This window comes from Bradyrhizobium sp. AUGA SZCCT0176 (assembly GCF_018130145.1).
Classification (GTDB): Bacteria; Pseudomonadota; Alphaproteobacteria; order Rhizobiales; family Xanthobacteraceae; genus Bradyrhizobium.
This window is the reverse complement of record NZ_JAFCMB010000004.1, coordinates 67385-84728: the sequence shown is the minus strand read 5'-3', so window position 1 is coordinate 84728 and position 17344 is coordinate 67385. Positions and strand designations below refer to the sequence as shown.

General features: G+C 62.6%; 16 protein-coding genes and 1 pseudogene. 10 read left to right on the top strand and 7 right to left on the bottom strand.

Annotated elements, in window-relative coordinates; translation table 11 throughout:
• The 4 genes from JQ600_RS11635 to JQ600_RS11620 all read left to right on the top strand — a co-directional run bounded on the left by JQ600_RS11635 (position 1) and on the right by JQ600_RS11620 (position 3988).
• A complete protein-coding gene (locus JQ600_RS11635; protein WP_212388919.1) occupies positions 1 to 276 on the top strand; it encodes a DUF1467 family protein in 276 nt (91 codons plus the stop codon).
• A 64-nt stretch (positions 277 to 340) separates the two neighbouring features.
• Positions 341 to 688: a hypothetical protein gene (locus JQ600_RS11630; RefSeq protein ID WP_212263532.1), complete on the top strand. Its 348-nt coding sequence runs from the start codon at positions 341 to 343 to the stop codon at positions 686 to 688.
• A gap of 38 nt (positions 689 to 726) precedes the next feature.
• A complete protein-coding gene (mtnK, locus tag JQ600_RS11625) occupies positions 727 to 2037 on the top strand; it encodes an S-methyl-5-thioribose kinase (protein WP_212388918.1) in 1311 nt (436 codons plus the stop codon).
• A 199-nt stretch (positions 2038 to 2236) separates the two neighbouring features.
• Positions 2237 to 3988, top strand: a complete 1752-nt coding sequence (locus tag JQ600_RS11620) for an adenylate/guanylate cyclase domain-containing protein (RefSeq protein ID WP_212263530.1) — start codon at positions 2237 to 2239, stop codon at positions 3986 to 3988.
• Positions 3989 to 4127: 139 nt separating this feature from the next.
• On the opposite strand, the gene JQ600_RS11615 is transcribed toward JQ600_RS11620, so the two are convergent.
• The 3 genes from JQ600_RS11615 to JQ600_RS11605 form a co-directional block, all read right to left on the bottom strand.
• Positions 4128 to 5387: a dienelactone hydrolase family protein gene (locus JQ600_RS11615; RefSeq protein ID WP_212489924.1), complete on the bottom strand. Its 1260-nt coding sequence runs from the start codon at positions 5385 to 5387 to the stop codon at positions 4128 to 4130.
• 186 nt (positions 5388 to 5573) lie between these two features.
• Positions 5574 to 5714: a hypothetical protein gene (locus tag JQ600_RS11610; RefSeq protein ID WP_283814721.1), complete on the bottom strand. Its 141-nt coding sequence runs from the start codon at positions 5712 to 5714 to the stop codon at positions 5574 to 5576.
• Positions 5715 to 5822: 108 nt separating this feature from the next.
• Positions 5823 to 6476 carry a winged helix-turn-helix transcriptional regulator gene (locus tag JQ600_RS11605; RefSeq protein WP_249133054.1) on the bottom strand — a complete coding sequence of 218 codons (654 nt, stop codon included), beginning with the start codon at positions 6474 to 6476 and terminating at the stop codon, positions 5823 to 5825.
• A 267-nt stretch (positions 6477 to 6743) separates the two neighbouring features.
• On the opposite strand from JQ600_RS11605, the pseudogene JQ600_RS36830 reads away from it, so the two are divergent.
• The 5 genes and pseudogenes from JQ600_RS36830 to JQ600_RS11585 form a co-directional block, all read left to right on the top strand.
• A pseudogene (locus JQ600_RS36830) lies at positions 6744 to 7010 on the top strand (hypothetical protein); the annotation flags it as partial.
• Positions 7011 to 7266: 256 nt separating this feature from the next.
• Positions 7267 to 7923 (top strand): acyl-CoA dehydrogenase family protein, encoded by a 657-nt coding sequence (locus JQ600_RS36825; RefSeq protein WP_249135841.1) that lies wholly within the window; start codon positions 7267 to 7269, stop codon positions 7921 to 7923.
• A gap of 1169 nt (positions 7924 to 9092) precedes the next feature.
• On the top strand, positions 9093 to 9833 hold the full coding sequence (locus JQ600_RS11595) for a response regulator (RefSeq protein WP_212389024.1): 741 nt from the start codon (positions 9093 to 9095) through the stop codon (positions 9831 to 9833).
• Positions 9830 to 10765, top strand: coding sequence for a HAMP domain-containing protein (locus JQ600_RS11590; RefSeq protein WP_212388915.1), 936 nt, complete (start codon positions 9830 to 9832; stop codon positions 10763 to 10765). The genes JQ600_RS11595 and JQ600_RS11590 overlap by 4 nt, the downstream gene beginning before the upstream one ends.
• Positions 10762 to 12090, top strand: a complete 1329-nt coding sequence (locus JQ600_RS11585; protein ID WP_212388914.1) for an ATP-binding protein — start codon at positions 10762 to 10764, stop codon at positions 12088 to 12090. Before JQ600_RS11590 ends, JQ600_RS11585 begins: the two co-directional genes overlap by 4 nt.
• A 133-nt stretch (positions 12091 to 12223) precedes the next feature.
• On the opposite strand, the gene JQ600_RS11580 is transcribed toward JQ600_RS11585, so the two are convergent.
• The 4 genes from JQ600_RS11580 to JQ600_RS11565 form a co-directional block, all read right to left on the bottom strand.
• The gene (locus tag JQ600_RS11580; protein ID WP_212388912.1) at positions 12224 to 13258 is read right to left on the bottom strand and encodes an ABC transporter permease; all 1035 of its coding nucleotides are present in this window, start codon (positions 13256 to 13258) and stop codon (positions 12224 to 12226) included.
• A 12-nt stretch (positions 13259 to 13270) separates the two neighbouring features.
• Positions 13271 to 14773, bottom strand: a complete 1503-nt coding sequence (locus JQ600_RS11575) for a sugar ABC transporter ATP-binding protein (protein ID WP_212388910.1) — start codon at positions 14771 to 14773, stop codon at positions 13271 to 13273.
• 6 nt (positions 14774 to 14779) lie between these two features.
• Positions 14780 to 15799 (bottom strand): sugar ABC transporter substrate-binding protein, encoded by a 1020-nt coding sequence (locus tag JQ600_RS11570; RefSeq protein ID WP_212262426.1) that lies wholly within the window; start codon positions 15797 to 15799, stop codon positions 14780 to 14782.
• A gap of 156 nt (positions 15800 to 15955) precedes the next feature.
• Positions 15956 to 16360: a globin gene (locus tag JQ600_RS11565; RefSeq protein ID WP_212388908.1), complete on the bottom strand. Its 405-nt coding sequence runs from the start codon at positions 16358 to 16360 to the stop codon at positions 15956 to 15958.
• Between the two features lie 561 nt (positions 16361 to 16921).
• Here JQ600_RS11565 and JQ600_RS11560 point away from each other — a divergent pair.
• Entirely contained in the window at positions 16922 to 17296 is a 375-nt protein-coding gene (locus tag JQ600_RS11560; protein WP_212388906.1) for a DUF2946 domain-containing protein, read from the top strand.
• Positions 17297 to 17344 lie beyond the last annotated feature (48 nt).

Below are 17344 nucleotides of genomic sequence, written 5' to 3'. Positions count from 1 at the left end.
ATGGCCTACAACATCTCGACGATGTTCGCGATCTACTTCGTGTTGTGGTGGGTCGTGCTGTTCGTGACGCTGCCGTTCGGCGTGCGCAGCCAGCACGAGGACGGCGAGGGCCCCCCCGGCACCGATCCCGGCGCGCCGGTCCTGGCGCGGATGGGCCGCAAGCTGATCTGGACCACGATCATATCGGCGGTCATTTTCGCCATCGCGATGTGGGCCTATTATCAGGGATTCTTTAATATCGAGCGGCTGGCCAAGCTGATGGGGACGCCGTTCTAGGGGCGCGTCAATGCAAATTTTGCGGCGCGGCGAGGCCAGGCACTAGCTTGGCGGGAGAACAGAAATGACTTTTCAACGCATCATGATTGCTCTGGTGATCCTGCTCGCCGCCGGCCTTGGCGGGTCGTTCTACATGAATTGGAAGACGCAGACGCAGCTTCGAACGGTGAAAGCCTTCGTCGAGCAGGCGGTCTTTCCCGACGCGGTCGTAGCCTGCGAGAAAGCGCAGAGCTCGACGCCGTTCAAATGGAATGGCGGCAAACAGACCGCGGCGATCGGCCTGAATTCGGTCAAGCTCAACAAGGATACGATCATCGCGAGCTACACACTGGTCGCCGACAGCGTCTATTGCGACTACGATCCGATCAAGAAAAAGGCCGATATCGGTTCCAACTTCCTTGAGCGGGACTAGGACCCAAACTCGGTTTTCGGCACTGGAGGCAACTGCGGATGATCTCGGACGAGCGATCCAAAAACACCTCCCGACCGGACCAATACCGAATTCTGCGCGAAGCCGATCTGCGCGACTATCTCGCGCAGCTTCCCTCGATCGCAAGCCAGCTTGGCGGTGCGCCGGCCACCTGGTCGATCAGCGAGGTCGGCGACGGCAATCTCAACCTCGTCTTCATCGTGCGCGACGGGGCTGGCAGCATCGCCGTCAAGCAGGCGCTGCCCTATGTGCGCCTGGTCGGCGAGAGCTGGCCGCTGCCGCTGTCGCGCTCGCACTACGAACATCTCGCGCTCACCCATCAGGCCCGGCTGGCGCCCGCCCTGGTGCCGGCGGTCCTCCACCACGATGAAGCGCTTGCGCTGATCGCGATGGAGTTTCTTGAGCCGCATATCATCATGCGCAAGGGATTGGTGGCCGGAACCACTTATCCGCGCTTCGTCGACGACATCACGACCTTTCTGGCGCGAACGCTGTTCTTCAGCTCCGATCTCGCGGTCCCCGCCGCGGAAAAGAAGGAGGGCGTTGCCGCCTTTGCCGGCAATCATGCGCTGTGCAAGATTACCGAGGACCTGATCTTCACCGATCCATACCGCGTCGCCGAACAGAACCGCTGGACACAGCCCTGGCTGGATGCGACCGCGGCGCGCTTTCGCGGGGATCTCGACCTGCACGTCGCGATCTCCCGGCTCAAGCTGAAGTTCATGGCCTCGCCGGAAGCGCTGATCCACGGCGACCTTCATACCGGCTCGATCATGGTGACCGAGCGCGAGACGCAGGTGATCGATCCCGAATTCGCGTTCTATGGGCCGATGGGGTTCGATATCGGCGCCGTGATCGGCAATCTCCTCATGGCCTATCTCGCCTCCAGCGGTCACGAAACCTCGCCCGGCGACCGGCGCGCCTTCGAAGCGTGGCTGCTGCAGACGGTCGAGGGCGTATGGACGGAATTCGCGCGAAAATTCGTCGAATTGTGGCGCACCGAAGCGAAGGGCGATGCCTATCCGGCATCGCTGTTTGCCGGCACTGATGGTGCGGCGCGGCTCGAGGCCGAGCGGCAGGCCTATATGGCGCAGCTGTTTGGCGACACCGTCGGGTTTGCTGCGGCCAAGATCATCCGCCGGATACTCGGTCTCGCACACAATATCGACTTCGAACTGATCGAGGATCCGAAGCTTCGCGCCGTCTGCGAGGCGCGAAGCCTGCGGCTGGCGCGTGCCATGATGGTGGAATCGTCCTCATTCCCCACGATCGGCGATGTGACGAAAGCGGCACGAGAAATGCGCGACTGGCGGCCGGATCTCGGTGGGTAAGGACGAGCGGCTGGCTAGGGCGTGGTCCACTTCCGCTTTCGGCGGATTGCGGACTTGCTGCTGGTTCGACCCGGTTGCGAATGACCCATAACAGACATACCTCCATAATCGCGGCGGCAGAACCAGATATCGCCCCCGTGGTGATAGCCGTGCGCTCATTGTGGTACAGTGCCGCAAGCCGTAGCCTGGAGAGCAGTCCATGGCACAGCAGCGGGTCGAACGCAGGCTTGCAGCGATCCTTGCCGCCGATGTGGCTGGTTACAGCCGACTCATGGGCTTGGACGAGGCAGGGACAGCGCGCCGCTTGCGTGACCATCTAGCGGCAATGCGGCCGATCGTCGGAAAGCACGACGGACGGATTTTCAAGACCATGGGCGACGGCGTGCTCATTGAGTTCCCATCGGTGGTGGCAGCGGTCGAATGCGCGATCAAAGTGCAGAAGCTAATGGCCCGACGCAACGCCAAGCTGATCGCGGAACAGCGCGTGCTATACCGCATCGGCATCAATCTCGGCGAGGTGCTGGTCGAGGGCGATGACATTCTGGGCGATGGTGTCAATATCGCAGCGCGACTCGAAGGAATTGCTGAACCCGGCGGAATCTGCTTGTCGCGTTCCGCATACGAACAGGTCAAGGGTAAGATCGCCGCCCAGTACGCTGATATGGGTGAGCAGCGTTTGAAAAACATCGCTGATCCGTTGCAGGTATTTCGGGTCAACGTCGGCCTGGCCGCTGCCGCGTCGGCTCCGCCAGCTCTGCCATTGCCGGACAGGCCGTCCATCGTGGTCCTGCCGTTCACGAACCTCAGTGACGATCCGGAGCGCGCGTACTTCGCGGACGGCGTCACCGAGGATCTCACCACGGCGCTGTCCCGGCTTCGCTGGCTCTTCGTCATCGCCCGCAATTCGGCCTTTGTCTACAAAGACAAAGCCGTCGATGTGAGGACAATCGCCCGCGATCTGGGCGTGCGCTACGTCCTGGAGGGCAGCGTACGCACGGCTGGCCAGCGCATCCGCATCACGGGCCAGCTCATCGATGGGGAGACGGCCAAGCACATCTGGGCGGAGAAATACGATCGTGAACTGCACGACATCTTCACGGTCCAGGACGAGATTACGGAAAACATCGTTGCCGCGATCGAGCCGCACCTCTACGCCCAGGAGGGCTATCGTGCCACCCGACAGCCGCCTGAAAGCGTCGATGTCTGGGGACTCGTGGTCCGCGCCATCGACCTCATTAACAAGTTTGGCCGCAAGCACAATGAAGAGGCGCAACGCTTGCTGCGCCGCGCCATAGAGATCGACCCGAACTATGCGCGAGCGCACGCCACGCTCAGCTGGGCGATCTGGTGGGCCACGCTCTACTATTACGTTGAAGACCGCTCCGAGGGCTACAGGCAGAGCGCCTTGCACGCCCAGGAGGCGCTACGCCTCGACCAGGGCGAGCCGTGGGCCCACATGACCGTCGGCCTCAACTTGAGCACCTCCTGCCAACACCAGCGCGCGCTGGCCGAACACCAGGCCGCCCTCAACCTCAATCCCAGCTTCGCGCTCGCGCGCACGGCTTATGGCTGGGCGTTGTTGCGGGCGGGTCGCTTCGATGATGCGATCGCCGAAACTGCAAAAGCGCTTCGCATGAGCCCATTGGATTCCTTTGCCGGCCTTTACACCACGATCCACGGTTTGGCGTTGCTCGCGGCGCGGCGCTTTGCGGAGGCGCTGCCATATGTCCGGGCATCGGTCGCCGCCGATGCCGAATTCGCCGGGCACTACAATGCGCTCATCAGCTGCTGCGGGCATCTCGGCCTGATCGAAGAGGCGGAGGAATTCACCGCCCGCCGCAACAAGGTCGGGCCACCGCTGAGGGTGGGCGTGCTGCGCAACAATCTGCGCGGCTTCGCCCATTGCGAGGTGTTCGCGGAGGGCTTGATCAAGGCCGGTATTCCCGAATAGGGGGCGTCCTTCAAGATATGATCGACAAAGATATCAGCTCGGCGAAAGCCCTCGACCAGGTTCGCACCGTCATCAGACAGCCGTAAGAGTGGCGCAATTGACCCGTTTCAGACATCGACCGAACTCTGGATTGAGCCGGTCAGGGGCGCTGGCGACTGAGGGAAGCCAAGAATTCGTCCGCGATCGGTCGCCATCGGCTGGGATAAAGTCGCAGCAGATGGCCGTCACCAGGAACGTCGTGGAGAAGTTCAAAGCGCGCACGGCCCCCAGCTGCGGTGAACGCTTGGTAGTATTCGCGGATCAGGGCTTCGGGGTAGAGTTTGTCGCTGTCGGCATAAAGCCAGAGCTGCGGAACCTTCTCCGCAGCGCCGCGGCCTGCCTTCGCATAATACGGTGTGGTCACCGGCCCGTAGGGGTACCAGCCACCAGTGAAATTCACGACGGCCATCACCTCTCCGGGCTTGAGGCCGGCATAGTGCATGGCAAGAAAGCCGCCGCGTGATTGGCCAGCGACCAGCACCGGTCCTGGCCGAACGCCGGGCAACGTGCGGCCGTAGGCAATCGCCGACTCGAGGTCCTCAACGGCTTGTGCGACGCCCGCCGAGACATCGACGAGGCTACCGTCGTTAGCACGTCCGAAGTCTTCCTCGCCGTTGATCCCTTCGGATCTGCCACGTCCTCGGCGCATCAGCGCCAGCACGGCAAAACCATTGTCGCGAAGCCAATGCGCCTCGGTCGAGAACGACCAGGTCCTTAGCTGATTCCGGCCTACATCGGACCCGTGGGTGAAGATCGCAAGCGGCGCCGGGCCAGGGCCGGTCGGCGGGTAGAACGTCGCCTCCAACATGATCGGCCGTGCGCCATCGGGCGTCCGAACGATGAGGTGCGGACTCCGCACCCGCTCGCCGGGCCATGGCCAATCGACGGGCCGTTGCCCCGCGGCCAAGCGAGCCGCGTCGGTACGGACCATTGCTCCAGAGGTAACGCCGCCCGACTTCAGCGTTGCAGTCATGTACAGCCGGTCCGAACCGTCGAAGGCGTAACGGAAGGTACGAAATCCTGTCATCGTCAGCACGCCGTCGACGATCGTCGCCTCGTCGCGCCACCATTCTCGATTCATGCCGTAAAAGGCGGAGTCCGACTGCGCGAAAACGACTTTCGCATGTCCGTCAGGTTTGACGCGCTCGACTACGAGGATATGCCTGTCGTCGTGCCAAGTGCCAATCCATGCGCCCTGAAAGCGGGCAATCTCAGGCGGCACGTCGGGTGCCGGTGTCTCCATGTCGAACTTGTCTGGCAGCGGGACGATCGACTCGGGATCGACGGTGAGTGACTGGGCCTGAGCGCCGTGCATCCCGTTCATCAATACCGCCACAAGTATCATCAGCAAGTTGCGCATGTTCCGTCCAGTGCCCAGCACCAAACGCAGAGCAATCTACACTTTACGACAACGTAAGGTAGGCGTCACTTCACTTTGCGGACATGTCAGTCCGTGCCGACGACGTCGAGCCATCGACGCAATGCGGACTCTGGCAAAAAGTCCGCCCTCGGCAGATCTATGAGTTCACGGCCTGGAATGCCGCCGTCATTCCACCGTCCGCTCCCGCAGCTTCTGCGCATAGACGTTGATCACCAGCGCCGCGAGCAGGATCAGGCCCCGGATCAGGATCTTCAGGAAGCTGTCGATGTTGACGTGGTCGAGGCCGTTGTTGAGGACGCCGAGCACGAACAGGCCGACAATGGTGTTGCCGATGCCGCCGCGGCCGCCGAACAGGCTCAGGATAAGCCGAACAAGAAGGACCCTCCGGTTCTAACCGTAACGGCCCGCTTCCAGCTACACCACAGCCCTTTGCCCCTGCGCGAAGGGGCTGAGTCCCAGCCATTGCTGCATCGATTTGGCGATCGAGCTATCGCCGGTGACCTTGATGCGGCCGGCCTCGACTTCGCTGTTGAGCTTGGCGACGCCCATCCACACCGCGGTCATGGAGCGCAGGGGGCAGCTGACATAGAGGTCGACGTCGTAGCCGGGATCGGTGAGGCAGAGGTCGACCTTCTCGCGATCGACCACCAGCCACCATGATTTCCGGTCGGGCCGCATCTCCGGATAGATGAAGTTGATGGTGGTGCGGCGGGGCGGCAGCGGCGTCGGCTGCAGGTTGCGCCGCATGTCCCACATCAACAGCCCGGGATCGAGATTCTTCAGCGACAGCGTCGACTCGACCCAGCGCTGCCCCCAGAAGCCGAGCGACATGACGATGCCGCGCAGATCTTCGCCCGCCTCGGTCAGCTTGTAGTCCACCACGCCGTGCTGACCGGTTGGCACCGGGACGATCACGCCGGCCTCTTCCAGCTCCTTCAGCCGCTTCGACAGCAGTGTCGGCGACATCCGCGGCACGCCGCGGCGCAGTTCGTTGAAGCGCGTGGTGCCGCAGAGCAATTCGCGCAGCACCAGCGCGGTCCAGCGGTTGCAGAAGATCTCTGACGCCATCGCCACCGGGCAGAACTGCCCGTAGCTTCCGCGTTCGCTTATGTCGGGCAACGGGAATCTCCTCATGCACGCGCGGGGGCAGTACAGATACTATACCGCTCTAGCCTGTCGGCTGTCACATGGAAGCGAATAATCCAGTGTTTACAGTGGGCTGTTTTGCTTGTGGGGCATCGCCGGCGCGGCAGTACACTTCCTGAACTGGAGGGATCTTGCGCCCGGGCCTAGTTTCCGGGGCATTAGACATCTCGCTTACCGGCGAATGTCCCAATGAATGGAGGGATCACCATGAGCAGCAACGCAGCACGCGCCGTCGATGCGACAACGCACCGCAGCCCCGTCGAGATCGCCCGCGAGCTCGGCCCCATCTTCGCCGAGCGCGCCGCCACCGCCACCGCCACCGACGAGGACCAGTTCGTCGCCGAGAATTTTGCCGCGCTGAAGGAAGCGGGCCTGGTCGAGGCCGGCGTGCCCACTGAGCTTGGCGGCGGCGGCGCCAGTATCGATGAGCTCGCCGAAATGCTGCGCATCCTCGGCCAGCATTGCGGCTCTACCGCGCTGGCGTTTTCCATGCACACCCATCAGGTCGCAATTCCCGCCTGGCGCTGGAAGGTGCAGAAGGCGGCGCCCGTCGAGCCCTTGCTCAAGCGCATCGCTGCCGAGCGCATCTTTTTGCTGTCGAGCGGCGGCAGCGACTGGATCGGCGGCTCCGGCAAGGCCGAGAAGGTCGACGGCGGCTATCGCATCACCGCGCGCAAGGTTTGCCTCCGGCTCACCAGCCGCGAACCTGTTCATGACCACCGCCGTGCTGGAGAGCGAAGGCGAACCGGCGCAGGTGTTGCACTTCGGTCTGCCGATGAACTCGCCGCAGGTGAAGGTGATGGACAACTGGCGCACGCTCGGCATGCGCGGCACCGGCTCCAACGACGTCATGATCGACGGCCATGTGGTGCCGGAGGCCGCCGTCGCGGTGAAGCGCAAGGCCGGCGAATGGCATCCGCTGTTCCAGATCATCGCAACCATCGCGTTCCCGCTGATCTATTCGGTCTATCTCGGCGTCGCCGAGAGCGCCCGCGACATCGCGGTTGGTGTCGCGAAAAAGAAGAAGGTCGACAACCACATGATCCAGCTCGCCGGCCGCATGGACACCGAACTGGCTGGTGCGCGCCTTGCCCGCGAACACATGCTGGCGGCGGTGCGGCTCGATGCGCCTTCGGCCGAGACCATCAATCAGGTGATGACGGGCCGCACGCTCGTCGCGCGCCACGCCATTGCCACCGTGGAGCTTGCGATGGAGCTCGCCGGCGGCGCCGGCTTCTACCGTGCCACCGGACTGGAGCGCCGCTTCCGCGACATCCAGGCCGCCCGCTACCACCCGCTGCAGGCCGGCCCGCAGGCGCAATATGCCGGCTCGATGGCGCTCGGCCTGCCGGTGGACAAGGTGTTCTAACGACTCTCTTCCCGAGAGAAGCGGTTGAGGGGTCTGTCTCCGAGCGAGGCAGGCCCCTCAATCGTTCGCGATTCTTCTCTCCCGCGCACAGGAGAGACGCATTGTCGCAACCCGCGTGTTGATTTGGGTTCACGGCCTGGAATGCACCTTTCCCGCAGCCGTTGCGCATAGACGTTGATCACCAGCGCCGCGAGCAGGATTCGGTGGGTAAAGGCTAGCGGCTGGCCAAGCGTAATCTACTTCCGCTTTCGGCGGATTGCGGACTTGGCCAGACTTGCGCAGCCAGCGGGCGGTATGGACTAGCGACGCCCTGATCGCTTGAGTTCTGCGACCTGAGGCTTCTCCCCGGCCAACTTCCCTCCGGCGAGCAGGCTGCTGCAATACCACCAGGCGCCAGCGTTGCTCCCACCCAAAAACAGTCTGCTGTTCTGGCACTCAGCATAGGTTTTGTAGTTGTGTACGTTTCTGCACGTTGGCGAAAAAGGAGGCGGAACCCCCCCCGACACCGAGCATCCATTCCAGGGTTGGTTGCCGTACTTGAAACTTGTTTGGCAACCATCGTTGCAATTGTTGGAGATTTTCTCGAACGCGGCAAGCTTCTCCATGGTTGTACCTGGCCCCGCCAGTATGGCACCTGGCGAAGTCGATCGTATTGCCGCGGCTGGCGATCTCCGGGGAGATGCAACCGTGTGTGCCACCCGAGCGGGCCTTTGTGACCTTACCGCCGGCCGAAGCGGCCTTGCCACCTGCTTCGGCGCGTCGACCGTGACGGCAGGAAGCGGGGTGGTTGAGCCCGTTGCGGTTTGCGACATTGCCGTACCGCTCAGGCCGCACAACAATGCCGTTGACAGGATCGCGACAGCTGAGGGTGCAAATAGGCTTGACGACATTCTCATGAGACGTTCTCCCAAATCCGGACATTAATGCCGTCCCAGGACGGCGCGGGCGCGCTCAATTTGGCCTCGGCGGGCAAGGCGAGCATGTCCTTGTCCAGGTTCATCGACACCGCCTCCAAAAAAGACGAGAAGCCCCAACTGGAAGTGTCCGATGTGTCTCGCGAATTTCCGTTTGTGCCCATTTTGAAATTTTCCATGTCAGGCCGGCGGGTCGATACATTACGTTACAAAATAGGATGTCGCTTGCCTCGCCGGTTGGGTACTATGGCGTGTATGGGCAATTCGGACCACATTCTCGTCGTCGACGATGACTTGGGTTTGCGCGAACTGCTGGACCGATATTTTGTCGGCAACGGCTATCGGGTCACTACGGTGGCCAACGGCCGGCAGATGCGCGAGGTTCTCGCAAACCACCGGGTCAATCTGATCGTGCTTGACCTCATGCTGCCCGGGGACGACGGCCTCACGCTCTGTCGCAACTTGCGCGCAAATCAACCCTATGACATTCCGATCCTGATGCTGACGGCGCGCGGCGATGAAGCAGACCGTATCGTCGGCCTTGAGATGGGGGCGGACGACTATCTCACGAAGCCGTTTGCCCCGCGCGAGCTGCTCGCACGAATCCGCTCGGTTTTGCGCAGGGCCGAGATGCTGCCCCGCAACCTTGCGGCATCGGAAAAAGCCCGCCTCTTTCGCTTCGGCGAATGGAAGCTCGATACGACCGGGCGTTTCCTGGTCGACTCCAACGAAACCGTGGTCTCGTTGAGTGGCGCCGAATACCGATTGTTGCGCGTGTTTCTCGATCACCCTCAACATGTCCTCAATCGCGATCAGCTGCTCGACCTGACGCAAGGCCGTGAGACCGAAGTCTACGATCGGTCAATCGACCTTCTTGTCAGCCGCCTTCGCCAGCGATTGCGCGACGACGCCCGGGAGCCGTCCTACATCAAGACGGTGCGTAGCGAAGGCTACGTCTTTGCAGTCTCCGTCGAGGCATTGCCGGAGCGGTCATGAGCGCCCGTTTTCGGCGTATGGCGGCGCGTCTTTGGCCGGGCTCCCTGTTCGGCCGGCTGGCGATGATTCTGTTTTCCGGCCTTGTAGCTGCACATGTGCTAGCCTTCGTTTTGATTGTCCTCGACCACATGGCTATCGAAGACGAACTGGGGAATAAATTTGCTGCCGTGGACGTCGCGGACTCGGTCGCTATCCTGGACTACGTCAAGCCTGAAGAAAGACCCGCTTGGCTCGACCGCATCTCTCGACTGCACTATCGATACGTTCTCAGAGATGGGGGAGAGCTGGAAGCGGAGCCACCCAAACGACGGCAAGCAAACATCGCGCGTTTGCGGGCCCTGCTGGGGCCCGCCTACGAGGCGAATTTTGTCTACCTCGATCCACCGACGCGATCGCGACGGGGCATACTCATGCATCTGAAGGACGGTAGCCCGCTGACGCTCGAGATCTTCGGGCAGGGGGCAACCATTTCGCCATGGTTGCCGGCGGCGCTCGCCGTTCAACTCTGTATTATCGCATTCTTCGTCTGGCTTGCCGTAAAGCTCGCGACGCAACCGCTGGCGCGCCTGGAGCACGCGGCCAACAGCCTGGGTTCGGATTTGCGCGGTGAGCCGCTCCCGGAGGATGGTCCGAAGGAAGTGGCGCGCGCGGCTACCGCGTTCAACGCCATGCAGCGCCGCATTGCCGAGCAGGTCGCGGAACGGATCCAGATTCTGGCGGCGATCTCGCACGATCTTCAGACTCCGATCACGCGCATGCGGCTGCGCGCTGATTTCCTGGGTGACAGCGACGCCAAGGAAAAGCTGCAGGGCGACCTGCAGGAAATGCAGACGCTCGTCAAACAGGGCCTTGCCCTGGCGCGGGAGTACGACGACATTGGCCCCGGGGCCACCGCGCATGTCGCCGTCGAAGCATTGCGGGAGCCGTCATGAGCGCCCGTTTTCGGCGTACGGCGGCGCGTCTTTGGCCGGACTCACTGTTCCGCCGGCTGGCGATCATCCTGTTCGGCGGTCTCCTGGCTACACATGTGCTGTCCTTTGGTCTGGTTGCCTTTAATGTCTTCGGCCTCAGCCGCGAGATAGGGGATGACTATTTCATCAGGTACATCGCGACCACGGTCGCTATCCTCGACCGGGTCAAGACCGAAGAACGGTCCGCCTGGCTCGAACGTCTCAGTCGACCTACATATCGGTACGTTCTCGGAGGTGGGGGAGAGATAGAAGCGGCGCCATCCAAACGACGACAAGAGCGCCTGGCGCGTTTGAGGGCCATGCTAGGGGCCGGCCACGACGCGAAATCTATCTTCTACCTCGATCCACTGAATCGACGGCGGCTGGGCTGGCTCGTTCACCTGAAGGACGGCAGCCCGTTGATGGTCGAATTCGTCGCACAGAGGACGGTGATTTCGCCCTGGTTGCCGACGGCGTTCGCCGTTCAACTCTTTGCTCTCGCGTTCCTCACCTGGATTGCCGTGAAGCTCGCGACACAACCGCTGGTGCGCCTCGAGCGCGCGGCCAACAGCCTGGGTTCGGATCTGCGCGGCGAGTTGCTCCCGGAGGATGGTCCGAAGGAAGTGGCGCGCGCCGCTACCGCATTCAACGCCATGCAGCGACGCATTGCCGGGCAGGCTGTGGAGCGGATCCAGATTCTGGCGGGGATAGCGCGCCGTCTTCAGACTCCGATCACGCGCATGCGGCTGCGCGCTGATTTCCTGGGTGACAGCGACGCCAAGGAAAGGCTGCAGGGCGACCTGCAGGAAATGCAGACGCTCGTCAAGCAGGGTCTTGCCCTGGCCCGCGGACGCGACGAGCTCAGCAAGCAGCGGTGTCAGACCGACCTGCATGCCCTTATCGACAGCCTCGTCTGCGACTATTCCGACGCCGGAAAATCTCTTCGCTTTTCCGGAGAACGCGGGGTGACGATTCTCACGCACCCGCAGGCCTTGCGCCGCATCATGATCAACCTGATCGATAACGGCCTGAAATTCGGCGAGGATGTCGAAGTCGCCATCGATGCGCAGCGGTCGAACGGCATCACGATCACCGTATCGGACCGGGGCCCCGGTATTCCCGACGAGCATCTGAAGTCGGTATTCTTGCCGTTTTATCGGGTCGAGGCTTCGCGCAATCGCGAAACCGGCGGCACCGGGCTTGGCCTTGCCATCGCCCAGCAACTTACCAGCGCGCTTCTCGGGACGCTCACGCTCGCCAATCGTGATGGCGGCGGATTGGAAGCGCGCCTCGAATTTTTGCGCTGACAATACGATGACTTTGACGCGGATGATTTCGTGGCGAGATGACCGACCCGTCGCGTCCACGGGACGCAATGCGGACTCTGGCAAGAAGTCCGCCCTCGGCAGATTTATGGGTTCGCGGCCTGGAACGCTGCCTTCAATCAACCGACCTTTCCCGCAGCCGCTGCGCATAGACGTTGATCACCAGCGCTGCGAGCAGGATCAGGCCGCGGATCAGGATCTTCAGAAAACTGTCGATGTTGACGTGGTCGAGGCCGTTGTTGAGGACGCCGAGCACGAACAGGCCGACGATGGTGTTGCCGATGCCGCCGCGGCCGCCGAACAGGCTGGTGCCGCCGACCACGACGGCGGCGATCGAGTCGAGCAGGTAGGTGTCGAACTCGTTCTGCTGCGCGCTGCCGAAATGGGCGACGCCGAGCATGCCGCCGATCCCCGAGCAGACCGCCGCGATCACCATCACGCTGCCGAGGATGAGCTTGACGTTGAGCCCGGAATATTCCGCCGCCTCGCGGTTGCCGCCGACCATGTAAACGTAGCGGCCGAAGCGGGTGTAGGTCAGCACCAGGTGGCCGGCGAGCAACATCAGCGCGGCCACGATCACGATGCAGGGGATACCGCCGATCGATCCCGATCCGAGCGTCGTGATCACGTCGGGCACCTTGTAGGCAATCTGGCCGCGCACCAGCAGCGCGGAAATGCCCGCGGCGATCTGCATCATCGCCAGGGTCATGATGAAGGAGGGGATGCCGATCACGGTGAGCCCGAACGCATTGACGACACCGAGCAGGGCGCAGAGCGCGAGCGCCAGCATGACCGCCGCCCAGCCGGGCATCGGGACGTTGGCGATGTTCACGTAGGATTCCTGCAGCGTGAAATAGGCGACCGCGATGCCGGTGACGTTGGCGATGCTGGCGATCGACAGGTCGATCTCGGCGCACAGGATCACGAAGGTGAGGCCGACGGCGATGATGCCGGTCACCGAGACCTGGGTCAGGATATTGCCGAAATTGTCGAGCGTCGCAAACGATGGACTGGCGGCGGCAAAGAAGCCGGTCAGGCAGATCAGCGTCAGGAACGGCGCGATGTTGCGCATCTGCGAGCGCAGGAACCTGCCGACGCTGCGCGGCCGCTTGCGATCCGCCGGGACTGTCGCGCTTTCACTGCTCGCCATTCAAAGTTCTCCTCAAGCCGCTTGCAGCAGGCGGTCCTTGCTGACCATCTCGTGAGTGAATTCGCGCACCACCGCGCCGCGCTTGAGGACGATGATGCGGTCGGCAAGCGACAGCACCGTCTCCGGTTCGGTCGAAAGCACGATCACGGCCAGTCCCTTGGCGCGCAGATCTCTGACGATGTTGATGACGTCGTTCTTGGCGCCGACGTCCATGCCGCGCGTCGGCTCGCACAGCACCAAAAGGCGCGGCGGATAGCTCAGCCATTTCGCCAACGCCACCTTCTGCTGATTGCCGCCGGACAGCATGCCGAGTTCGAGTTCGACGGCCGCGGGCCTGATCTGCAACTGTTCGACCTGGCGCGCAGCGATCGAGCGCTCGCGTGCGGGCTTGAGCAACAGGGCAGAGATCCGGCCCAGCACGCTGATCGAGATGTTCTTGTAGACCGGCTCCTGGTGGAACAGCATGGCGCGGCGGCTCTCGGGAACAAAGGCGACGCCGGCGCGCCGCGCCGCCGCGGTGCTGGCGAAGGTCTTGGGCTCGCCGCCCACGATCAGCGTGCCGCGGTCGGGCTTGATCTTGCCGAACAGGATTCGCGCCAGCTCGAGCTGCCCGCAGCCCATGAAGCCGTAGATGCCCAAAACTTCGCCGCCGCGGGCCTCGAACGAAACGTCCTGCAGGCTGCGGGCGAGCGTGAGCTCGTCCGCCTTCAGCACCGCCGGACGATCGGTTGGCGGCGGCAGCATGATGTCGTCGGTATAGGTCTCGCCCAGCGCCTCGCTGCCCTTGCCGATCATGGCTTCGATCAGCGCGGCCTTGCTGGTCGCGGCGGATTCCGTCTCGGCGACTTTCCGCCCGTTGCGGAACACCGTCACCGTATCGGAGACGCGCAGGATGTCCTCGATGAAATGCGAGATGAAGACGATAGCGCAACCCTCGTCGCGCAGCCGCCGCAGCGTCGCGAACAGGCGCTCGACCTCAGGCGGCGAGAGGGCGGAGGTCGGCTCGTCGAGAATGACAATGCGGGCGCCCGAGAACAGGACGCGGGCGATCTCGATCAACTGCTGCATGCCGATCGGCAGGTCGCCGAGCCGCGACATTGGATCGACGTCGATGCCGAATTTGGCGAGCTGCTCGCCGGCCTCGCGCGCCATGCGCCGCCACTGTACGAGGCCGAAGCGGTTGGTCGGCTGGGTGCCGAGAAAGACGTTTTCGGCCACCGACAGATCAGGGGCGACGCTCAGCTCCTGATGGACCATGGCGATGCCGGCCGCATGCGCGTCGCGGGTCGAACGGAAACGGGTGTCCTTCCCATCCAGTGCAAAATGGCCGGAGAATTCCGCGTGCACGCCGGCGATGATCTTCATCAGCGTGCTTTTTCCCGCGCCGTTTTCGCCGACGAGACCATGGATCTCGCCGGCGAACAGCGCAAAATCGACCCCGCGAAGCGCCTCGACGCCGCCGAAGGCTTTGGTGATCCCTCGCAGTTCGAGGATGGGTGCGCGTTGCGGAATCATCAGGCTTCAGATCAGGAAATGATTCTCCATCCACTGCATGCCCGCGGCGTTGGCCTTGGTCACGACCGGGCCGTCCGTTATCACGTGCTTCGGAATGCCCTGACCGCTCTTCTCGCCCCCGGTCACCGCGGCGACGCCCGCGACGATGGCGCCGCCATGGATACGGCACGAAGGATTGCGGACGGTGGCGAACATCCGGCCTTCGCTGACGGCCTGGATCGCCGGCGGCATGGCATCGACGCCGCCGATCAGGATGTTGGTGCGGTTGCGCGCCTTCATGATGTTGTAGGCGGCGAGCGCCATGTCGTCATTGTGGAAGAAGGCGGCGTCGATCTGCGGGTATTTTGTCAGATAGGTCTCCCACAGACGCGCGGCCTTGGTGACGTCCCAATCGGCGGGCTGGGTATCGAGCACCTCGATGTTCGGGAATTGCTTGACGACCGTATTGAAGCCCTTGGCGCGGCCTTGCGCGCCGGTGTGGCCGAGGGCGCCTTGGGTCATGATGATCTTGCCCTTGCCGCCCATGGCATTGCAGAGCGCCTGCGTCACCGAAGCGCCCATAAATTCATTGTCGGGGGCGAGGAAGGAGTGGACGTTGATCTGGTCGAGCGGTGCGATCAGCGTGTCCATGTCGATGACCGGGGTGCCGGCGCTGATCATCTTCTGCACCGGCTGGGTCAGGGTGCCGATGCCGAACGCCTGGATGGCGACGAAATCCCATTTTTGCGACGCCATGTTGTCGATCGCGGCGCGCTGCTTGACGGCGTCGAGCTGGCCGTCGAACCAGGTGACCTCGACGTTGAACAGCTTGCCCCACCATTCCGCGGCCTGCTTGCCCTGCGCGCACCAGGTGGCCTGCAGGCCGGCGTTGGAGAACGCGGCCTTCAGCGGTTTTTCGGAACGTGCGGCCTGCGCGAGCGCCGGGCTCACGCCCAAACCGCCGAACAGCGCAGTCGCTGCGCCGGCGAACGCCGCCGACTGAAGAAGATCACGCCTGGTCGTAGAGGATTTGTCCGTCCCTGACATTGCTTGCTCCCTCGCTTTCATTTTTATGACCGAGGGCGTTGCACGCACCGCGGATGCCCGCAGTGTCTCACACTCGTCGCGCACGCGCTACCCGTTCGCTGATCACGTCATCGCTGAGGGTGCAGAATCGATCGAGCAAGTTGAGTGGAAGCCGTCCTAGCTTGTGCGCTGCAAGACCAGCTGCTCGATCTCATCGAGTAATTTCCGCCATGCAGCATCGATCTCAGGCGACCAGTCTTGATCGAGGATTTCGCGCAGGGTCCCGGCGATCACGCCGAAGAATGCGATGAACAGGTCGCGCGGCGTACCGTAGGCGTCATGCGAGGAAATCTCGCACTCGATCATGCGGAAGTGGCCGGTGCGGGGACCTGCGAAATCCAGGATCGCATCGATCGTCAGCGCCAGCATCGAGCCCTTGACCAGCTCGCTGCCCTCGGTCCGGAACATCGTTTGTGTTTCGGGATGTTCGCTGTGCAGGCGGCGATAGACCAGCGGCGTCAGATCCGCGCAGCGGGCGGCTGCGATCTCAAAGCTTCGCTCGATCGGATTGGACGCGATCATGAGGCGTACGCGGTTCGGAGACTCTTGGAACGATTTAGAGAAACGATTCTAGAGCGTTTTCAACCGAAGCGGGCTGCGGTTCGCGTGAAGAAAACGCGTCAAAACAAAAGACTCAAAAAAAAAGAGCAGGGCACGGAGCCCTGCTCAAAAATTGTGTCGACCCTTTTACCTCGAAAATTTGGGTTTGATCTTGATTGACGAGGCGACGCTGCTTGTGCGCGTCAGGGCTCCTCCCGAGACTTGGACCACCAGACTTCAACCTTTCGGCCAGCCTGAGCCAGCACATGTAGACTATCTTTTTCCACTTGTCACCATTTTCAGCAACGATTGTTCAAAATTCCAGCAATCTGCGAAATGATTGGAATTGCACCACTATTCCTTGTGGCGCAGGGTCAGTACCCGTACTGGGTCACGGGCGCGGAGGGCCGGAATCGCCGCCTCGATCGGCTGGAACGCATCCAAAACGCCGGGTTATTTGCGCAACACAAGCGGATAAACCGGAAACCCGATCTCGACTTCGGACTCTCTCGGTGATTAGTTCTTGACCCGGATGGGTTTGCAATGCGCGCGCGGCTGAAAAAGTTCCTACCCATAGTCCTGATCGCCTTGTTGGTGCAGATTTTCGCACCGATCGGCGCATGCTGGGCGGCCAGCATCGCGGCCTCCGATCCGATCGCCGCGGCCGTGATCTGTCACGGCAATGCAGATGCCTCCACCGGCCAGAGCGACCAGACCGGGCATCGCGCGCACGATGGTTGCTGTTCGGTCTGCAGCGTGCTCCAGACCGGTGCGCCGGTCGATGTACCGCAAACCGCCGACGCCGTCGTCTTCGAACGCCGGCACGCGCGCGTGGTCTGGGTCGAATTCACAACGGAGCGGTTCGGTTCCCGCGCCGGCTCGCACGCGCAAGCGCGCGCGCCACCCTCTATTTCCTGACCTTTCGAACATCCGAACGATCGGTGCGGCTTCGGCTGCGCTGATCGG